Source organism: Pseudonocardia sp. N23 (genome assembly GCF_002583555.1).
Lineage (GTDB): Bacteria > Actinomycetota > Actinomycetes > Mycobacteriales > Pseudonocardiaceae > Pseudonocardia.
Genome location: NZ_BEGX01000155.1, coordinates 103,891 through 122,862, shown reverse-complemented (window position 1 = coordinate 122,862; position 18,972 = coordinate 103,891). Strand labels below are relative to the sequence as shown.

The window sequence follows — 18,972 nt, the reverse complement described above, 5'->3', positions numbered from 1 at the left end:
CACGCGTCCCACTCCCCGGGTCCGTTCAGACGTGACCCATCTGCTCGAGACGCAGAACCCGCTGGTCGCCGCACCCGGCGACTCGCCGGTCCATCACGTCCGCGTCGCGCTCGACACCCGGCTGCGAGCCCTGATCTCCCACGACGAGGGGACCCGCAGCGGCGAGGACATCGAGGACCTGCACCAGATGCGGGTGTCGGTGCGCCGCATGCGGGCCGCGCTACGGTCGGCCCGCCCGCTGCTCGACGCCCCGTGGGCCGACGCGCTGCGGGCCGAGCTGGGCTGGCTCGGCGGCGCCCTGGGCCCCGTCCGCGACCTCGACGTCATGCTGCTGCGGCTGCGCGGCGAGGTGGCGACGCTGCCGCAGGCCGAGGAGGAGGCCGGCGGCGTGCTGGTCGCCGAGCTGGAGCGCGAACGTGAGCAGGCCCGCGCCGAGATGCTCGCCGCCCTCGACGCCCCCCGTTACAGCGCCCTGCTGGAGCGCATCGCCGACGCGGTGCGGCTGCCCCTGCCGACGGCGTCGGCGATGGCGCAGCAGCCCGCCCTGATCGACCTCGTCCGCACCGAGGCGCGCAAGCTCGCGCGCGCGGTGAAGAACGCCGGTCCCGACCCCGTGGACGCGACCCTGCACGAGCTGCGCATCCTGGGCAAGCGGGTCCGCTACACCGGCGAGCTGGTCGAGCCGAGCCTTCGTGGCACCACCCAGGGCAAACAGGTCAAGCTGCTCATGTCGGCCACGGCCGGCCTCCAGGAGGTCCTGGGCGACCACCAGGACGCGTGCGTGGCCGAGCAGCGCATCCGCGAGCTGCTCGACGCGCTCGGTGAACGCCCGGACGCCGACGGGGAGGTCGGCGAGCTCGACGCCTACGTCGTGTTCGTCGCCGGCCGGCTCGTGGAACGGGAGCGGCACCGCGCCGAGGCGAAGCGCGCCGAGTGGTGGGACGCGTGGGTCGCGGTCAGGGACCGGGCCGCGACGCTGGGTCGCCCGGCGGCCTGACGGCGGCGGGTCGCGGCTCGTCGCCGATCCGCCAGATCGAGCCCGCCTGCAGCAGGCCACCCGCGACGAGGACGGCGATGGCCGCCCGGTAGCCGCCGGTGAGGTCGATGAGCAGGCCCATGAGCAGCGGCGCGAGCCCTGCTGCCACGTACCCCACGCCGAGGGCCAGCCCGCTCACCGTGGCGCTCGCGTGGCCGTCGGGGGTGCGCCAGGCGATGACGGCGAGCCCCAGCGGGAAACCGGCGCCCATCCCGACACCCATCAGCACCGCCCAGCCCCACGGCCCCACGCCGGGCGGCTCCGGCAGCAGCATCGCGCCGACCGTGCCCGCGATGCCACACGTGACCGTCGTCGTCGCCCAGAACCGCCACCGGCGGTGCCGCTCGGCCAGCGCGGGGACCAGGAGCGCGGCGGGGATCTGGGTGATGCTCCACGCCGCCAGCAGCACCCCGGCCCGCTGCGCACTCCAGCCCTGGCTCTCGTAGTACGGCGCGAGCCAGGTGATCCAGCCGTAGAACATCGTCGACGTGCCGGCCTGGTAGCAGGCGCAGCGACGGGCGAACGCATCGCGCCACGGCAGCGCGAGCGTCGCCGCGGGCTCCGCGGGTTCGGAGATGCGCCGGGCGATCGGCATCCACACGACGAAGGCGAGGACCGCCGGGACCGTCCACACCGCCATCGACCACGACCAGCCACCGAGGCCCACCGCAAGCGGCACCGCGATGGCCGACGCGACCGTCGCGCCCACCATCATCGACACGACGTAGCCGCCGGTCACCGCCCCGGCCCGCGCGGCCAGGTGGTGCTTCACCACCCCGGTGAGCTGCACCCCGGCGAGCCCGATGCCCAGCCCGACGAGCAGGCTCGCGACGATCAGCGTCGCCAACGTGGGCAGCGCACGCAGCAGGCTGCCCGCCGCGATCAGCGCGACCGACCATCCCAGTCCACGTTCCCGGCCGGTGCGGGCACTCACGGCCGGCCCGGCGAAGGAGCCGACGGCCATCATCAGGATGGCGCCGGACTGCACGAGCCCTGCCGCGGACGCGCCGACACCCAGGTCGTCGCGGACGCTCTCGATCAGCGGCGGGTACCCGGCGAGGGACGCGCGCAGGTTGGCCGCGACCGCCAGGACCCCCAGCAGGACGACTCCCGCACCCACCCGCGTCGTTGCGGGTCCGGCGCCCTTCACCGCATCCGCCTCACCGGGTCAGGCGCTCCACCGCGGCGTCGATCCGCTCGTCGCTCGCGCTCAGCGCGACCCGCACGAAGTCGTTCCCGGCGGGCCCGTAGAACTCGCCGGGGGCCACCAGGACACCCTGTTCGGCCAGGTCGTGGACGGTGGCGCGGCCGGGGCGGCCCTCGGTCGCCCACAGGTACAGCCCGGCCTCGGAGTGCTCGACGCGCATGCCCCGCGACTCGAGCGCCGCCCGCAGCCGGGTGCGCCGCGCGTCGTAGATCGCACGCTGCGTCTCGACGTGCGCGTCGTCGGACACCGCCGCGGCCATCGCGGCCTGCACGGGATGCGGGACGATCAGGCCTGCGTGCTTGCGGATCTCCAGCAGCCGCGACACCAGAGCCGGGTCGCCCGCCACGAACGCCGCCCGGTACCCGGCGAGGTTCGACGTCTTCGACAGCGAGTGCACCGCCAGCAGGCCGGTGTGGTCGCCGTCGCACACGTCGGGGTGCAGCACCGAGATCGGCGCCGGGTCGGCCACACCGGGCAGGCCCAGGTAGCACTCGTCGGACGCGACGACCGCGCCCCGCTCCCGGGCCCACGCGACCACCTTGCGGAGATGGTCGACGGGCAGCACGCGCCCCGTCGGGTTCGACGGTGAGTTCAGCCACACCAGGCCCGTGCGACGCGGTCCGATGCCCAGCAACCCGTCGGAACGGACGAAATCGGCACCCGCCAGCCGGGCACCCACCTCGTAGGTCGGGTAAGCCAGCTCCGGGATGACGACGAGGTCGCCCGCGCCCAGGCCCAGCAGCGTCGGCAACCACGCGATCAGCTCCTTCGAGCCGATCGTGGGCAGCACGGCGGCCGGGTCGGCCCCGGCGATGCCGAACCGCCTGCTCAGGGACGCCGCGATGGCCTCCCGCAGCGAGGCCGGCCCGTACGTCGTCGGGTAGCCCGGGATGTCGGCGGCCGGACCGGTCAGTGCAACCCGCACGACGGCCGGGACCGGGTCGACCGGCGTACCGATCGACAGGTCCACGATCCCGTCGGGATGCGCCCGCGCCAGCTCCTGGTCACCGGCGAGGGAGTCCCACGGGAAGTCGGGCAGGCCGGTCCGGTCGACCGTCCCCGCGGAGCTCACTCGTCGTGGGTCTGGGGCGCCAGCGTGGTGGCCGGGCCGGCGTCCCGCTGCACCTTGCCGACCTTCGACGCGCCACCCGGCGAGCCGAGCTCGTCGAAGAACTCGGCGTTGGCCTTCTGGTAGGCGCCCCACTGCTCGGGCACGTCGTCCTCGTAGTAGATGGCCTCGACCGGGCAGACCGGCTCGCAGGCGCCGCAGTCCACACACTCGTCGGGGTGGATGTACATCATCCGTCCGCCCTCGTAGATGCAGTCCACGGGACACTCTTCGATGCACGCCTTGTCGAGCAGGTCGACGCATGGCTCGGCGATGACGTAGGTCACTTCGAAGTCCTCCACTCGGGACAGCAAGACTGCTGCCAGTATCCCCTGCCGCATTGACCGTCCCTGGGTGGGCGACGATCCGGCTGCCAGATTAACCCGGCGACCCCGTCGCCCGTCGGGAGAGGATTGCCTCACCATGACCGCTGCGTCCCCGCCACCCGGCCCCGGCCGCGTCGCGCTCGACGCGCTCGTCGGGTCCCGGGTCGCCCTGCGTCACCTGATCGGTGAGCGTGACGGCCGCCCGCTGTTCACCGACGCCGTCGGCACGCTGTCCGACGGCGGGGAGCGCGACGGGGTCGCGACGGTGGTCGTCGCCACCCGCCGCGGCGACGTGGTCGTGGCGCGCGACAAGGTCGTCGCCGCCCGCGAGGTGCCGCCCGCAACGCCGCGCCGGGCCCCGTGGACCGACGTCACGCGGCTGCAGCACCTGTGTGCCGACGCCTGGCCCGCGCTCGTCGACCGGCCTCTCGGCGGCTGGCGGCTCCGGGCCGCCGACGGGTTCAGCGGCCGGGCCAACGCCGCCCTCGCGGTCGGCGACCCGGGTGTGGGCACCGGCGCGGCGTTGGCGCTCGTGCGTGGGTTCGCCGACGAGCACGGCCTCGCGCCCCGGGTGCTGGCGCCTCTCGGGTCACCGTGGTCGCGTGCGGTCCGCGCCGAGGGCTGGGTGCCCGACGCGGCCCACGAGCCGGGCCCCGAGGTGTCGACGCAGGTCACGGCATGCGAGGCGGTGGCCGACGACGCCGGCACGGTCATCGTCTCCTCCCGGCCCGACGCCGCCTGGTGGTCGGTCGCGCTCGGCGGGCCGCCCACCGAGGCGCAGCGCCACGTCCTCGCCCCCGCCGCCGGGGGCCGGATCGCGGACGTCGGGTTCGGCGTCGCAGGCGATCCCGCCGACCCGGCCGGCGTCGTACGGCTCGCGGTCGTCGACGACCACCTGCACGTCGCCCGGCTCGCCGTCACGCCGTCCGGGCGGCGCCGGGGAACCGGGACCACGCTCGTCGCCGGGGCGGCCCGCTGGGGGCTGGAGCACGGCGCCCGCTGGCTGGTCCTGCAGGTGTCCACCGCCAACCCGGGCGGCCTGGCGTTCTGGGCGTCGCTGGGGACGACCGAGCACCATCGATACCACTACCTCGTCCCGGGCTGACCGGCCGCGCGCAACCACCTGTGCGCCTTCTTCGACGCCCGCTTGAGCCCCGACCACTCGCCGAAGTACTTGCCGACGGCTCCGACGACGGGCAGCAGACCGATCGCCTCGTGGTAGAAGCGGCCGTGGGGACGCTTGTCCAGCTCGTCCTCCACCGCGTACAGGGCACGGCCCATCCGCCACACCGCCGTCGCGACCCTGCGGGCGGTGGAGCGGCCGTCGTCGACGTGGAGGTCGCCGGTCAGCTCGTCGGCGCGGGCGTCCGCCGCCACGTCCGCCGCCGCGTCGAGCGTGCGCGGCGCGAGGTCACGGCCGAACAGGATCCGGCCCAGCAGCGCGACGACCTCGTCCTCGTCCTCCACGCCGTGCTCCCCGGCGATCGCGACGAGCAGCAGCCCCTGCCCCGCCGCCCCGACCGTCGACGACACCGGCAGGCTCCGGGCCAGCGCACCGCCCAGCCCCGGGACGGCGGCGGCGATCGTCGTCACCCGCCCGACGCGGTAGACCCACCACCGGCAGCGGTCCTCGACGCCCATCGCCGCCCACCGCGACGTGCCCGGCACCTTCACCTTCGCGAGCGCGTCGAGCAGCTTGTCGTGCAGGTCGCGGTCGGCGGCGGCCTCCGGGGCGGGCCGGGCGCGCAGGCCGAACGGGTCGGCCTCACGCAGCCCGCGCAGCACCGGTCGCGACGCCCGCACGAACGGCCGCAGCACCGCGACGACCGCGGAGTCGGGGATGGACTCGGCCATCAGCCGACGCCCGGGCGCATCGCCACACCGCGCAGGGCGACCAGCCCCGCGCCGATGCCCGCGACCGCCAGCAGGCCGGACTGCCACGTCGCGGGGAGCATGACGTCGCCACCAGGGGCGACGGTGCCCAGCACGCCGAGGGTGAGGACGAAGGCCACGATCGGCAGGCCCGCCGCGGCCGCCGACCCGAACTCCGCGCCCGCACCCCGGACCAGCCACGGCATCGTCACGATCGCGACGATCGCCCCCACCGGCGCGGGCACGGAGCCGACATAGAGGGGCTGCAGGGCCAGCTCGAACGCGGCCAGCAGCACTGAGCAGACGACGATCACGACGAGCGTCAGAGCCTTCACGAGCCGATCCCCTCGAACAGGTCCGTCTCCGCCAGACCCTCGGGCGCGCCGGACAGGATGTACTCCTCGACGTCGAGCAGCGGCTGCGCGACGTCGTTGCTCATCGCGTAGGCCACCAGCCCGCCGTCCTTCTCCCACAGGTACGCCTGCGTGACGTGTGCCCGGATCGCGGCGACGCGGGCGGCGCGGTGGGCGGTGCAGTCGATCCGCGTCGTGACGGTCTCGTCGGGTACCGACGGCAGCTCCCCCGGGTCGGGCAGCCGGTACGGCAGCCCCGCCTCCGCGGCCAGCTCCGCGAGCCCGGCGTCCAGCGCGGACCGCCCCTCGACGGCGAAGTACACCTTCTCCACCGACGGCACCCGGGACGCCGCGGCGACGGTGATCTCGTGGGCGCGGACGTGGTCGGGGTGGCCGTAGCCGCCGTCGTCGGCGTAGGTGACCAGGACCTGCGGCTGCAGCTCGGTGAGCAGCTCCACCAGCAGGTCCGTCTCCTCGGCGAGCCTGCCGGGGTCGGCGAACGCGCGAGGATGCAGGTCGGCGCGGGTGGTCGCGCGGACCCCTCCGTCGCCTGCGAGGGCCATCCCGGAGTCACGGAAGCGGCCGACGCCGCCGAGGTAGACGTGCCGGGGCCCACCGAGAGCGGCGAGAGCCCGGGCGAGCTCGCCGATGCGGTAGCCGCCGAGCTGGTCGGCACGGCCGGGGGCGAGCTCGGCCAGCTCCGCGGGAATGACCTCGCCCTCCTCACCGAGCGTGCAGGTCACGACGGTGACGTCGGTGTCCGGATCGGCGGTGTAGCGGGCGACGACCCCGCCCGTCGCGAGGGTCTCGTCGTCGGGGTGGGCGTGCACGAGGACGAGCCGGCGGGAAGCGGTCACGGCGCCAATATCGCAGCCCGCGCCGCGCCCCGCCGCCCCGGGGACGGGCGCCCGGTGTGCAGGAACGGCACTGTCCCTCAGCCGCGCAGGACCTCGCGCTCGCCCGCGAAGTGGCACGCCACGTGGTGACGGCCGGAGCCGGACGCCGACAGCAGCGGCGGCGGTTCCTCGATGCAGCGCCGCTTGTCGTCGTCGGACAGCTCGAGGTGTTTCCAGCACCGGGTGCGGAACCGGCAGCCCGACGGCGGGTTGGCCGGGTTGGGCACGTCGCCGGTGAGCACGATCCGCTCCCGGACCCGCTCGACGGCCGGGTCGGGGATCGGCACGGCCGAGATGAGTGCCTGCGTGTACGGGTGGTGCGGACGCTCGAACAGTGCGTCGCGGTCGGCGATCTCGACGATCCCGCCCAGGTACATCACCGCGACCCGGTCGGAGATGTGGCGGACCACCGACAGGTCGTGGGCGATGAACAGGTACGTCAGCCCGAACTCCTGCTGCAGCTCCTCCAGCAGGTTCAGCACCTGGGCCTGGATGGAGACGTCGAGCGCGGAGACGGGCTCGTCGAGCACCACGAACCGGGGGTTGAGCGCGATCGCCCGGGCGATGCCGACGCGTTGGCGCTGCCCGCCGGAGAACTCGTGCGGGTAGCGGTCGGCGTAGTCGGCGGCGAGGCCGACGGTCTCCAGCAGGTCCGGGATCGTCGAGTCGGTGACCTGCCCGCCGAGCAGCTCGTACTTCTCGGTGAGGATCTGGCGGACCGTCATGCGCGGGTTGAGCGACGCGTAGGGGTCCTGGAAGACGATCTGCATGTCGCTGCGGGCCTTGCGCAGCACCGGCTGCGACATGCCGGTGATGTCGCGGCCCGCGAGCTCCACCGAGCCGCTGGTGGGTTCGTGCAGCCGCAGGATCGCCCGCGCCACGGTCGACTTGCCGCAGCCGGACTCCCCGACCAGCGACAGCGTCGAGCCCTCGGGGATCGACAGCGACACCCCGTCGACGGCGCGCACCTCCCCGACGGTCCGCTTGACGAACGTGCCGACCTTGATCGGGAAGTGCTTGACGAGCTCGCGCACCTCCAGCATCGGCGCCCGCTCCTCGACGGGCGTCGCCGCGGCGACCACCGGGGCCGGTTCGCGCGGCCGCTCGTGGGCGATCGCGACCTCGTCGCTGTGCAGGCAGGCGTGCCGGTGCGCGGAGCCGGGCGCGGCGGGGACCAGCAGCGGCACCTCACCGCGACAGGCGTCCGAGGCGAAGCGGCACCGCGGGTGGAAGGCGCAGCCCTGCGGGACGCGGGCGAGGTTGGGCGGCTGGCCCGGGATGGGTTCGAGCTTCTCCGGCCGGACGTGGTCCATGCGGGTCAGGCTCGACAGCAGGCCGTGGGTGTAGGCGTGGCGCGGCGCGGCGAAGATCTCGTCGTTCGTGCCCTCCTCGACGACGCGGCCCGCGTACATGACCATGATCCGGTCGGCGTGCGCGGCGACGAGGCCGAGGTCGTGGGTGATGAGCACGATCGCGGTGTCGCGCTCGGCCTGCAGCTTCTCCAGCAGTGCCATGATCTGCGCCTGCACCGTGACGTCGAGCGCGGTGGTGGGCTCGTCGGCGATGAGGACCTTGGGGTCGTTGGCCAGTGCCATCGCGATCATGGCGCGCTGGCGCATGCCGCCGGAGAACTCGTGCGGGTACTGCGTCGCCCGCAGCCGCGGGTCGGGGATGCCGACCTCGGCCAGCAGCTCGACGGCCCGCGTCTTCGCCGCCATCTTCCCGATGTCCTGGTGGGTGCGGACCATCTCGGCGATCTGCTCGCCGACGCGGAACACCGGGTTCAGCGCGGTGAGCGGGTCCTGGAAGATCATCGCGATGTCCTTGCCGCGCAGGCGGCGCTGCTGCTGCTCGGGCATGTCGAGCAGCGAGCGGCCCTCCAGCAGCACCCGGCCGCTGGGGAACGTCGCGGGCGGGCTGGGGACCAGGCCGAGCAGGGTCATCGCGGACACGGACTTGCCCGACCCGGACTCGCCGACGATCGCGAGCGTCTCCCCCGCGTCGACGTGCCAGCTGACCCCGTCGACGGCCTTGACGACGCCGCCGCCGGTCTGGAAGTGGACCTTGAGGTCGCGGACCTCGAGCAGGTGCCGGGACTCTCCCGGCGCGGCCGCCGCGTGTCGGGACGTGCGGGCCATCAGTTGCCTCCCCGCAGCTTCGGATCGAGCGAGTCGCGCATGCCGTCGGCGACGAAGGCGAAACCGAGCGTCGTGATCGCGATCGCCAGCGCGGGGGCGAGCCACAGGTGCGACTTGCCCTCGACCCGCAGGAACGGGGTGGCCTGCGAGATCAGCCTGCCCCACTCGGGGACGTCCGGCGGCACGCCGATGCCCAGGTAGGACAGCGAGGCCATCGCGACGATCACCACGCCGATGTTGGTGAACGCGTACACGAGGACGGGCGCGATGGCGTTGGGCAGGACGTGACGCATCACGATGCGCCGGTTGTCCGCGCCGATCGAGCGGGCGGCCTCGACGTACTCGGCCTCGCGCAGCGCGAGGACCTGACCGCGGGTGAGGCGCGCCGTCGTCATCCAGCCGAGCGCGACGAGCGCGACGATCACCGGGGTGACCCCCCCGCCGACGGCCCGGACGATGACGATCGCACCGACCAGCGGCGGGAACGCCAGGAAGATGTCGATGAAGCGCGCGATGACCGCGTCCCACGCACCGCCCTTGAAACCGGCGACCGCGCCGAGGGACAGGCCGATGAGCAGCGAGAACGCGACGGTCAGCAGTCCGACGAGGATCGCGAGCCGGCAGCCGTAGATGATCCCGGAGAACAGGTCGCGGCCCAGCACGTCGGTGCCGAACCAGTGGTCGGCGCTCGGCGGCTGCAGCGTGTTGGCGAGGTTCTGCTCGAACGCGTTGTAGGGCGTCACGTACGGGCCGATGATCGCGAGCACGATCAGCACGGTCACGATCGCGAGCCCGACCATCGCGAGCCGGTTGCGGACGAACCGTCGCCGGATGTCGGCGAACTGGCCCGATCCGCGGGCGCCGAGGGGCACGGTGGTGCCGCTCGCCGCCGCGTCCGGCCCGGGCAGCAGCAGTGCACTGCCCGTGGCATCGGCGTCGGCCGGGGGGCCGGCGGAGGTCGGAGTGGTCATGTGGTGGGACCGCCCTCAGGAGTCTGTTCGGGACCGTGGCCGGCTCAGCCGAGCCGGATCCGCGGGTCCAGGAACGCGTAGAGGATGTCGACGATCATGCTGATCAGCACGTAGGCGACGACGCTGAACACGACCACCGCGATGATGATCGGCGCGTTGCTGTTCACGATCGCCCTCGAGAGCAGATAGCCGACGCCGTTGTACTGGAAGATCGTCTCGGTGATGATCGCGCCGCCGAACAGCACGCCGAGCGAGACGCCGACATAGGTGACGACCGGGATCATCGAGTTGCGCATGGCGTGCTTGCCGATGACGCGCCGCTCCGACAGGCCCTTGGCCCGCGCCGTGCGGATGTAGTCCGCCCGCAGCACCTCGAGCATCGACCCGCGCATGAGCCTGGCGATGAAGGCGGCGTCGATGATCGCCAGCGTGAACGCGGGCAGCAGCACCTCCTGGTACCAGGGCACCTGCACCGTGAAACTTCGTGGGACCGAGGGGAAGGGACCCCAGCCTGAGACGTTGGCGACGAGCACGACGCCGATCACGAACACGGGGATGCCGATCGCGAGCGTCGCGATGACGGTGACCAGGACGTCCCAGAACGAGTAGCGCTTCACCGCGGCGATGACGCCCGCGATGACGCCGATCAGCACGTCGATGATGATCGCGACGATGGCCAGCCGCACGGTGTTGGGCACAGCCGCCTCGAGCAGCTGCGACACCGGCCGGTGCTGGTCGAAGTCGATCCCGAAGTCGCCACGCAGCATGTTGCCGACGTAGAGCAGGTACTGCACGGGCAAAGGCTTGTCGAGGCCGAACTTCTCCCGGTTGGCCTCGGCGATGTCCGGGGGGACCGCCTTCTCCCCCGACGACGCGAACGGGTCGCCGAGCGCGAAGGTGGCCAGGAAGATCAGGAAGGTCGCGGCGAGGATGACCAGGACGGCCTGGACCAGACGCCGCGCGATGAATCGAGCCATGTGACCGGCTTTCGACGCACGGAGGAGGAGGTGGCTCCCCGGCCCGGGTCACGGCCCGGGGAGCCACCTCCGTGGGGTCACTTCAGGGTGATCTCCGACAGCGTCGGGTTCTCCCAGAAGTCCATGCGCACGTTGCCGAACATCGCGGTGTTCGCCATCCGGAACTGCTGGCGGGCGAACAGCGGGATCAGTGCCAGGTCGTCGCCGATCGCGATCTTCTCGGCCTGCTTGTAGAGGTCGTCGCGCTTGGCCTCGTCCTGGGTCGCGGCGGCCTGGGCGAGCAGGTCGTCGAACTTCGGGTTGCTGTAGCGGCCACGGTTGTCACCGACGGCGACGTCCTGCGGCGTCGCGGCACCGATCGCCGCGGTCGACAGCAGCGGCGTGAGGAAGTTGCCTGCCGTCGGGTAGTCGGCGGTCCAGCCCGCGCGGAACAGGCCGGTGGCGCCCGGCTGCTGCTCGTTCTTGAGCAGGTCGCGGAACGGGACGCCCGAGTAGGTGACCTTCAGGCCGAGGTTCGTCTCCAGCTGCTGCTTGACCGCGGCGGTCCACTCCTCGTGACCACCACCGGTGTTGAACTGGAAGTTGACCTCGGTGCCCGGGGTCAGGCCCGCCTTCTGCGCCAGGCTCTTGGCCTCGTCGACGTTGTACGTGCACGCCTCGCAGACACCCGGCTGGTACACCTTGCTGAACGACGCCGGGATGAACGCGTCGGCGGGGACCTGCGAGCCCTGGAAGATGCCCTGGGTGATCGCGGCCCGGTCGATCGCCATCGAGATGGCCTTGCGGGCGTCAGCGGTGTCGAGCGGCTTCGTGGTCACCGAGACGAGCAGGTAGTTGATGCCCGCCGTCTTCTTGGAGATCCACTGGTTCTTCGGCTCCTGCGCCGAACGCGCCTGCGACAGCAGCGGCGTCGGGACGCGGGCCCAGTCGAACTGGCCGTTGTTGAAGCCGTCGTACTCGGCCTGGATGCCGGTGTCGGCCGGGGTGATCGTGATCTCGACCGCGTCGAGGTTCGCCTTCGGGCCGGCGCCGAAGGTGTCGTTGCGGACCAGCTTGATGCCGCGGTCGTGCTGCCACGGGCCGTCCATCTTGAACGGGCCGTTGCCGATCGGCTGGTCGTTGTAGGCCTTGTTGTCGGCCGCACCCGCGACGGTGGGCACCGGCGCGAGCGGCGGGGCCGCGGTGCGCAGGTTGAACTCGCAGTCGGGCTTGGAGAGGGCGACCTTCAGCGACGCCGGGTCGGTCGCGTCGACACCCGAGAGTGTCGTCGCGGTGCCGGCCTGCATCTCGTCGAAGCCCTTGATCTCGTTGAGGTGGTACGCGACGTCGGACGCGGAGTCCTTGGCCGAGGTGCGCTCCCAGCCGCGCTTGAACGCGGCGGAGTCGACCGGCTCACCGTTCGAGAACGTCTGTCCCGGCTTGAGGGTGAACGTCCACGCCGTGCAGTCGGCGTTCGGCTCCCACTTCGAGGCCACACCGTCGTACACGTCGCCGTTGGGTTTGACGTTGACCAGCCCGGTGAACAGCGCCTTGTTGACGAGGATGCCCTCGGACTCCTGGGCGTTGTACGGGTCGATCGCCGTCGGCTCCGTGATGCCCAGCCGGAACGTCCCACCCGGCTTGCCCGCCACCGGCGGCAGGTCCTGGGTCTCGGGGAAGCCGACGGAGGCCTGGCTGCCCCCGTTCGATCCCGTGTTGGACTTCTGGCTGCACCCCGTGAGGACCATCCCGACCACCGCGCTGAGCGCTATGGCCGAAAGGGCCGCCCTCGATCTCCTCATCGACTCCATGCCTCTCTGCTGACGCTGCCGGTCCGCGGGTTCACCGCGGCGCCTGGTCGAGGAACCCCGGAGCACGCCATGTTCGGACGGCCCGCGTTCCCCGGACGTTAGGAAGCGCGTTCTGCCGCGTCACGGCCGCACCCATGATCGTGACCAAAGGGTGACTGGCCGATGACTGCCCGCGACAGGCGATGCTACCGCCGGGTAACTTAACGTCCGACGGCCACGCGCTCAACCCGGGGGCACACTCCAGCGCTGCGCTCCGGTGAACGGACCGGTGCGCAACGGACCCGGTGAGATGCCCGTCGCCGCGTCCGTCGCGGTGGTGCTCACCACCACGGAGACCGGCTGGTACAGCGGGAGCACCGGCAGCTGCGCCCACAGCACCTTCTCGACGACGGCCTGCGTCCCCGGTGCGGCCGTGCCGTCGACGAGGCCGTCGAGCAGGGCCTGCAGCGCCGGGAAACAGAACCGCGTCGGGCTCGCCGCCACCGTCACCCCACCCGGCTGTGCCACCGGGCAGCCGTAGTCCGAGGCGTACCGGGCGCCGACGTCGCCACCGACGGGACGCGGCAACACCATCAGGTCGGCCCGCACCCGGCCGGTCGGCGGCGCCTCGGTGGTGGTGCCGCCCGTCGTGGGCGCGGTCGTGGTCGTCGCGGGCGGCGCCGTCGTGCGGGTCGCCCGTGAGCGGGTCGTCGACGGCGGCGCAGTCGTCGTGGCGGTGCCCGTCGGGCCGGGAGCACCGGGGGCCGTCGTCGGCGGTGTCGCCGGGACGTCGGGCTGGGCGAACAGGTCGGCCGCGGGCGGTGCCAGCACCGTCGTCGCGATCCCACCCGCCGTCAGCTGCGCGGCCACCGCCTGCGCCAGCCGGACGTCCTGCGCACGTTCGGCCGCCGCCGCGACCACGATCTGCAACGGCCGGCCGCCGACGGCCCAGCGCCCCTGCGCGTCGCGCACGTACCCGGCCGACAGCAAGAGCCGTTGCGCCTCAGCAGGATTCGGCTTCGCCGGCGCCCCCGGCGGTGCCGTCGAGGCGTACCCGGTCTCCGACGGCGCGAGCCCGAACGCGTCCGCGGCCGACGCGCCCGGCGCGACCTGCGCACGCAACGCGTCCCGGTCCAGCATCGCCGCCACCGCCTGCCGCACCCGCACGTCCGCCAGCGGTCCGACGTCCGAGCGCATGCCCAGCCCTGTCACGACGGGCAGCGGCGCGTCCTGCGCCGACACCGTCGGGCCCAACGCCGCCAGCAGCTGGCGCACCGTCGGGTCGGCCTCCGGCAGCGCCGCGTCGAGATCGCCCGAGCGCAGCTCGTCGACCATCGTGGTGTCGTCGACGGCGCGCAGCACGATCCGGTCCGGCGTCGCCGGCGTCGCCCAGTAGAGGTCGTTGCGCGCCAGCACGACCTCGCCGCGCGCCCGGTCCACCGACGCGATCCGGAACGGCCCGCCCGACGCCGGCAACCCGCCCGCCAGCGCACCCGTCCACGATCCCGGCGCATCCTTGAGGATGTGCGCGGGCAGCAGCCCCGCGAACAGCTCCTGCCACTGCGCGTACGGCTTCGAGAACACCACGTCGACGGCTTTGCCACCGGCCCGCGAGCGCACGTCGGTGATCAACGAGTAGCCCGCCGCGTCGACCGTCCCCGGCTCGGAGCGCATCCGCTCCCACAGGTAGACGAAGTCCTCCGCCGCGATCGGGGCGTTGCTCGTCCACGACGCCTGCACGTTGAGCTCGTAGCTCACCGTGAACGGCTCGGTCGACGTCACGCGCGCACTCGTCGCGACCGTCTGGTCCAGGCGCAGCGTGCCGTCGACGTCCGGGCGGAACACCGACGGCAGCACCAACGTCTCCAGCGCCGTCGTGACCGGCGACTGGTGGGCCAGCAGGTGCGGGTTGAACCCGGCACCGATCGACTCCACGCCGACCGTGATCGTCGACGGCTCCGGCTGGGCCGGGGCCGTCGTCGTCGGCGTGGGTGGCGGGGTCACCACCCGGGGCGCCGGTTCGTTCACACACGCCGCGAGCAGACCCACGAGGAGCAGGACGACAAGAGCACGCAGCGATCGCCGGCTCCCGCCTCGACCCCTGCGTGCCACGCGAACCTCCTGCGCCCGAGTCCCCCGACCCCGGCGACCATCGTCGCATCGGGGCCGGGGCCCGGGACGGCGGGTCAGTTGGCGGCCGCAGCCTTCGCGCGCGACCGGGCCCGGCCCCGCAGGTGCGAGTCGAGCTCCACCTTCCGGATGCGGACGTTCTCCGGGGTCACCTCGACGCACTCGTCGTTGGCACAGAACTCCAGCGACTGCTCGAGCGTGAGCAGCGTCGGCGGCGTGAGCTTGACGAGTTCGTCGGCCGTCGACTTGCGCATGTTGGTGAGCTTCTTCTCCCGCACGATGTTGACCTCGAGGTCCTCGTTGCGGGTGTACTCGCCGATGACCATGCCCTCGTAGACCTGGGTGCCCGGGCCCACGAACAGCACGCCGCGGTCGGACAGCGCGTCGACGGCGTAGCCGGTGACGGGGCCGGACCGGTCGGCGATGAGCGAGCCACGCAGGCGGTTCGTGATCTCACCGACCCACGGGCTGTAGCCGTCGAAGACGTGGCTGGCGATGCCGGCGCCGCGGGTGACGGTCAGGAACTCGGTGCGGAAGCCGATCAGGCCCCGCGAGGGCACCCGGAAGTCGAGCCGGACGCGGCTCTCGCCGTGCACCATCTGGCTCATCTCGCCCTTGCGGGCGGCGACGAGCTGGGTGACGGCACCGAGGCTCTCCGTCGGGACGTCGATCGACAGCTGCTCGAACGGCTCGTGCAGCTTCCCGTCGACGACCTTGGTGACGACCTCCGGCTTGCCCACCGTCAGCTCGAAGCCCTCGCGGCGCATCGTCTCGACCAGGATCGCCAGCGCCAGCTCGCCACGACCCTGGACCTCCCAGGTGTCGGGGCGCTCGGTGGGCAGGATCCGCAGCGAGACGTTGCCGACCAGCTCCGACTCCAGCCGGCTCTTCACCTGGCGGGCGGTGAGCTTGGCGCCCGGGTGCGGGTCGCGGCCGACCAGCGGCGAGGTGTTGATGCCGATGGTCATCGAGATCGCCGGCTCGTCGACGTGGATGCGCTCCAGGGCGACCGGGGTCTCCGGATCGGCGAGGGTGTCGCCGATCGTGACGTCCGCGATGCCCGCGACGGCGACGATGTCACCGGCGTAGGCGGCGTCGGTCGGGACCCGGGTCAGCGCCTCCGTGCGGAGCAGCTCCGTGATCTTGACGCGGGTGATCTTCCCGCCGTCCTGCATCCACGCGACCTGCTGGCCACGGCGGATGACGCCCGCCCGGATGCGGCACAGCGCGATGCGGCCGAGGAAGTTGGTGGCGTCGAGGTTGGTGACGTGCGCCTGCAGCGGGGCGTCCGGGTCGTCCGAGGGCGCCGGGACGGTGTCCATCAGGATGTCGAACAGCGGCTGCAGGTCCTCGGAGTCGGGCATCTCGCCGTCGCCGGGGCGGTTACGGCTCGCGCGGCCCGCACGGCCCGACGCGTAGACGACCGGCAGGTCGAGCAGGTGCGCGGTCTGGTCCTCGTCGAGCTCCAGCTCGTCGGCCAGCTCGAGCAGCAGCTCCAGCGACTCGTCGACGACCTCCGCGATACGCGCGTCGGGCCGGTCGGTCTTGTTGACGACGAGCATCACCGGCAGGCCCGCGGACAGCGTCTTGCGCAAGACGAACCGGGTCTGCGGCAGCGGGCCTTCGGAGGCGTCCACGAGCAGCACGACACCGTCGACCATCGACAGCCCGCGCTCCACCTCGCCACCGAAGTCGGCGTGGCCGGGGGTGTCGATCACGTTGATCGTCGTCCCGTGCCAGTTGACCGTGGTGTTCTTCGCGAGAATGGTGATGCCCTTCTCGCGCTCGAGGTCACCGGAGTCCATCACCCGGTCGACGAGCGCCGCCCTCTCGCCGAACGCGCCCGAGGCGCGCAGCATGGCGTCGACGAGGGTGGTCTTGCCGTGGTCGACGTGCGCCACGATGGCGACGTTGCGCAGCCCTCCGCGCGAATCCGGCAGGCCGCGGTCCGCGGTCGCCGGTGCAGCGTCGAGGGTGGTGCCAGCTGTGCTCACACTTAACGGTATCCCGCCTCGCCCCTGGCCCTTCGCCCGGCGTGAGGTTAGGCTCCCCTCGCGATGGGCAAAGTGAAGAAGAAGTGCTGCCGTTCGAAACCCAAACGGTGCAGCAACTGCCCGGTCGTCGCGCTGCGCCTGAGCCGCGTCGCCGCCGACGGACTGAGCGGTAAACAGCTGAAGCGGGCGATCAAGATCGCACGCGTGTACTGATTCGACTCACCCGCTGACCTGCGACGACCGCCACTCCCGCAGCAGTGCCCCGCCGCGTTGCGCGCGCCCGCTCCCGACCCGGGCCCCGACCCTCGATGATCATCACGGTGATCGACTCCGACGCCTCCCCCCGGACGTCACCCCGGTGATCGGAATCACGCCGTGATGCGCACCCCGCGCACCGTCGCGACGATGTCCTCGGGCCGCTCCCTCCCCGACACCGCGAGCACACTCCAGCCCGCCGGCTCCCGGTGGTCGGGGTCGTCGGTCACCAGCACCCGGGCCACCGGGCACACCACCGCCGTCCCCGCGACGTGCGCCGCCACCCCCGCCCGCCGCAGCATCCCCGCCAGCCGCAACCGGGCCGTGGCCCGCGCCCACGCCTCCGCCAGCACCCGCTCCCCCGTCCCGTCCGCGCGTCGCGACGCCGCGACCACCTCCTCGAACACGACCTCCCGCCGCAGCATCGCGACCTCCCGCCACCGCACCGCGTCGTCGCGCCACAGCACCGCGTCCAGGAACGCCGCGCCCGCCGCCCCGAGCTCCAGGGCCGCCTCGACGATCGTCAACGGTGGTGCCGTGACCGGCAGGCCCCGGTGCTCCGCGAGGTCCGGGACCGGCAACGTGCGCCTGCGCACCACGACCCCCGGCCGGCTCCCCGGCGCGCGCCGCCGCGGGACCGTCACCGCGATCGTCGAGGGCGCCCGCACCGGAAAACCCGACCACCACGCCGCCGCAGTCCCCGCCAGCACCGCCCCCTCCCCCGCCCACAGCACCGCCGCCCGCACCCGGACCTCGTCGGTGTGCGGGGCGTCGCCGGCCAGATAGACGCGCGGGTGCAGGGGTCGCCATCGTCGGCGGGCGACGCGACGGTCCACGTCGCCGATGCTCAGACCCGCCGCCAACGCCTGGGCCCGCGTCACCACACCGGCCTGCCGGGCCACCAGCTCCTCGAGACACATGCCGCCTCCGACGGCCCCCCTCCCCTCCCGGTTCCACCGGCACCCCGACCCGTCACAGGTGCGAACAGGCCCGCGACGTAGACACAGACGTCCCGCAACCAGCCGTGCCGTCCGCGATGGGCGCCGGATCCGGGACATGCGCGCCATCCGTGACACCCGCGGCACCGGTACAGACCTTCATGTCAGGGCGGCGGCCAGGTCGGCGAGGACGGCACGGTCGGCAGCCACCCACGGCAGCGACGCCAGCTCGGAGGCCCCGACCCAGCGCAGGGCCGCGTGTTCGAGGGGCTCGGGCGGCGGCGAGCCGGGACGCAGGCGGGCCAGGTGGACGCGCAGGAGACCGGCGTCGATGGGCAGGTCCGTGCCGAGTCTGCCGCAGGGTTCGACGTCGGCGCCGAGCTCTTCCCGGCACTCCCGCACGACCGCGTCGGCCTCCGACTCTCCGACCTCGACGCTCCCGCCCGGGAGCTCCCATCGTCCCGCGAGCGCGGGCGGACGGGTGCGCTGGGCGGCGAGGAGGCGGCCGCCGTCGATCAGCGCGGTGGCGACGACGACGCGAGCGCCGGCGATCGCGGCGACCCGTGAGGTGAGGCCCGCGGCACGCGCGACGAGCACACCGCGCAGGAGCGGCCGGATCACGAGCGGGTCGGCGAGCAACCCGAGCGGCGCCCGCCACGTGAGGGTGTCGGTGACGCGGGTGCCGGCGGTGGCGTCGGCGAGCGTGGTGACGTGGGTCAGGGCGCGCAGCGGGCCGCGGACCAGCGACGTCGCGATCCGGGTGGGTGAGACCTCGTCGACGACCGTGACCGCGGGCAGCCGCACCGGCAGCCACGGCACACCCCGTACCCCCAGGGTGACCTGGTCGCCCGGCGCGAGCAGCCGGACGTCGGCGGCGAACCGGTGGCCCGCGCGGGCGAGGGCAGGCGCGGCGACCGCGGTGTCGCGCAGCAGCCCGGCGACAGTCCGCGGCGCGCATCCGACGACATAGGACAGGCTCTCGCTCGGCACCCGGTGATCGTT

General features: G+C 73.1%; 17 protein-coding genes. 3 read left to right on the top strand and 14 right to left on the bottom strand.

The window, feature by feature from the left end; genetic code table 11:
- The first annotated feature begins 31 nt into the window (after nucleotides 1–31).
- Nucleotides 32–997, top strand: coding sequence for a CHAD domain-containing protein (locus TOK_RS31055; protein ID WP_253258775.1), 966 nt, complete (start codon nucleotides 32–34; stop codon nucleotides 995–997).
- Here TOK_RS31055 and TOK_RS31050 read toward each other — a convergent pair.
- Genes TOK_RS31050 through fdxA form a run of 3 tightly spaced genes read right to left on the bottom strand, consistent with a single transcriptional unit; the run spans nucleotide 957 to nucleotide 3,638 of the window.
- A complete protein-coding gene (locus TOK_RS31050; RefSeq protein WP_098961533.1) occupies nucleotides 957–2,186 on the bottom strand; it encodes an MFS transporter in 1,230 nt (409 codons plus the stop codon). The two genes, TOK_RS31055 and TOK_RS31050, sit on opposite strands and share 41 nt — an antisense overlap.
- A gap of 10 nt (nucleotides 2,187–2,196) precedes the next feature.
- Nucleotides 2,197–3,315 carry a succinyldiaminopimelate transaminase gene (gene dapC / locus TOK_RS31045; protein ID WP_098961532.1) on the bottom strand — a complete coding sequence of 373 codons (1,119 nt, stop codon included), beginning with the start codon at nucleotides 3,313–3,315 and terminating at the stop codon, nucleotides 2,197–2,199.
- Entirely contained in the window at nucleotides 3,312–3,638 is a 327-nt protein-coding gene (fdxA, locus tag TOK_RS31040) for a ferredoxin (protein WP_098961531.1), read from the bottom strand. Before fdxA ends, dapC begins: the two co-directional genes overlap by 4 nt.
- A 136-nt stretch (nucleotides 3,639–3,774) precedes the next feature.
- Here fdxA and TOK_RS31035 point away from each other — a divergent pair, with 136 nt between their 5' ends.
- Nucleotides 3,775–4,782: an N-acetyltransferase gene (locus TOK_RS31035; protein WP_098961530.1), complete on the top strand. Its 1,008-nt coding sequence runs from the start codon at nucleotides 3,775–3,777 to the stop codon at nucleotides 4,780–4,782.
- On the opposite strand, the gene TOK_RS31030 is transcribed toward TOK_RS31035, so the two are convergent.
- The 9 genes from TOK_RS31030 to typA form a co-directional block, all read right to left on the bottom strand.
- Nucleotides 4,764–5,531: a hypothetical protein gene (locus TOK_RS31030; RefSeq protein ID WP_098961529.1), complete on the bottom strand. Its 768-nt coding sequence runs from the start codon at nucleotides 5,529–5,531 to the stop codon at nucleotides 4,764–4,766. The genes TOK_RS31035 and TOK_RS31030 overlap by 19 nt on opposite strands.
- Entirely contained in the window at nucleotides 5,531–5,884 is a 354-nt protein-coding gene (locus tag TOK_RS31025; RefSeq protein WP_098961528.1) for a hypothetical protein, read from the bottom strand. The genes TOK_RS31030 and TOK_RS31025 overlap by 1 nt, the downstream gene beginning before the upstream one ends.
- Nucleotides 5,881–6,759 (bottom strand): N-acetyl-1-D-myo-inositol-2-amino-2-deoxy-alpha-D-glucopyranoside deacetylase, encoded by an 879-nt coding sequence (mshB, locus tag TOK_RS31020; RefSeq protein WP_098961527.1) that lies wholly within the window; start codon nucleotides 6,757–6,759, stop codon nucleotides 5,881–5,883. Before mshB ends, TOK_RS31025 begins: the two co-directional genes overlap by 4 nt.
- Nucleotides 6,760–6,836: 77 nt before the next feature.
- The gene (locus TOK_RS31015) at nucleotides 6,837–8,936 is read right to left on the bottom strand and encodes an ABC transporter ATP-binding protein (RefSeq protein ID WP_098961526.1); all 2,100 of its coding nucleotides are present in this window, start codon (nucleotides 8,934–8,936) and stop codon (nucleotides 6,837–6,839) included.
- Entirely contained in the window at nucleotides 8,936–9,907 is a 972-nt protein-coding gene (locus tag TOK_RS31010; protein ID WP_098961525.1) for an ABC transporter permease, read from the bottom strand. The genes TOK_RS31015 and TOK_RS31010 overlap by 1 nt, the downstream gene beginning before the upstream one ends.
- A gap of 44 nt (nucleotides 9,908–9,951) precedes the next feature.
- Nucleotides 9,952–10,884, bottom strand: coding sequence for an ABC transporter permease (locus TOK_RS31005; RefSeq protein WP_098961524.1), 933 nt, complete (start codon nucleotides 10,882–10,884; stop codon nucleotides 9,952–9,954).
- Nucleotides 10,885–10,961: 77 nt separating this feature from the next.
- Entirely contained in the window at nucleotides 10,962–12,611 is a 1,650-nt protein-coding gene (locus tag TOK_RS31000; RefSeq protein WP_253258774.1) for an ABC transporter substrate-binding protein, read from the bottom strand.
- Nucleotides 12,612–12,896: 285 nt separating this feature from the next.
- Nucleotides 12,897–14,765, bottom strand: a complete 1,869-nt coding sequence (locus TOK_RS30995; protein WP_098961523.1) for an ABC transporter family substrate-binding protein — start codon at nucleotides 14,763–14,765, stop codon at nucleotides 12,897–12,899.
- A gap of 74 nt (nucleotides 14,766–14,839) precedes the next feature.
- Complete coding sequence (gene typA / locus TOK_RS30990; RefSeq protein WP_374754954.1) at nucleotides 14,840–16,777, bottom strand: translational GTPase TypA; 1,938 nt, start codon at nucleotides 16,775–16,777, stop codon at nucleotides 14,840–14,842.
- A gap of 63 nt (nucleotides 16,778–16,840) precedes the next feature.
- On the opposite strand from typA, the gene TOK_RS33135 reads away from it, so the two are divergent.
- Complete coding sequence (locus tag TOK_RS33135) at nucleotides 16,841–16,990, top strand: hypothetical protein (RefSeq protein WP_172457884.1); 150 nt, start codon at nucleotides 16,841–16,843, stop codon at nucleotides 16,988–16,990.
- Between the two features lie 155 nt (nucleotides 16,991–17,145).
- Here the strand turns inward: TOK_RS33135 and TOK_RS30985 are convergent, their stop codons facing one another.
- A complete protein-coding gene (locus tag TOK_RS30985) occupies nucleotides 17,146–17,952 on the bottom strand; it encodes a type IV toxin-antitoxin system AbiEi family antitoxin (RefSeq protein WP_098961522.1) in 807 nt (268 codons plus the stop codon).
- A gap of 177 nt (nucleotides 17,953–18,129) precedes the next feature.
- On the bottom strand, nucleotides 18,130–18,960 hold the full coding sequence (locus TOK_RS35180; protein WP_306305182.1) for an NUDIX domain-containing protein: 831 nt from the start codon (nucleotides 18,958–18,960) through the stop codon (nucleotides 18,130–18,132).
- Nucleotides 18,961–18,972 lie beyond the last annotated feature (12 nt).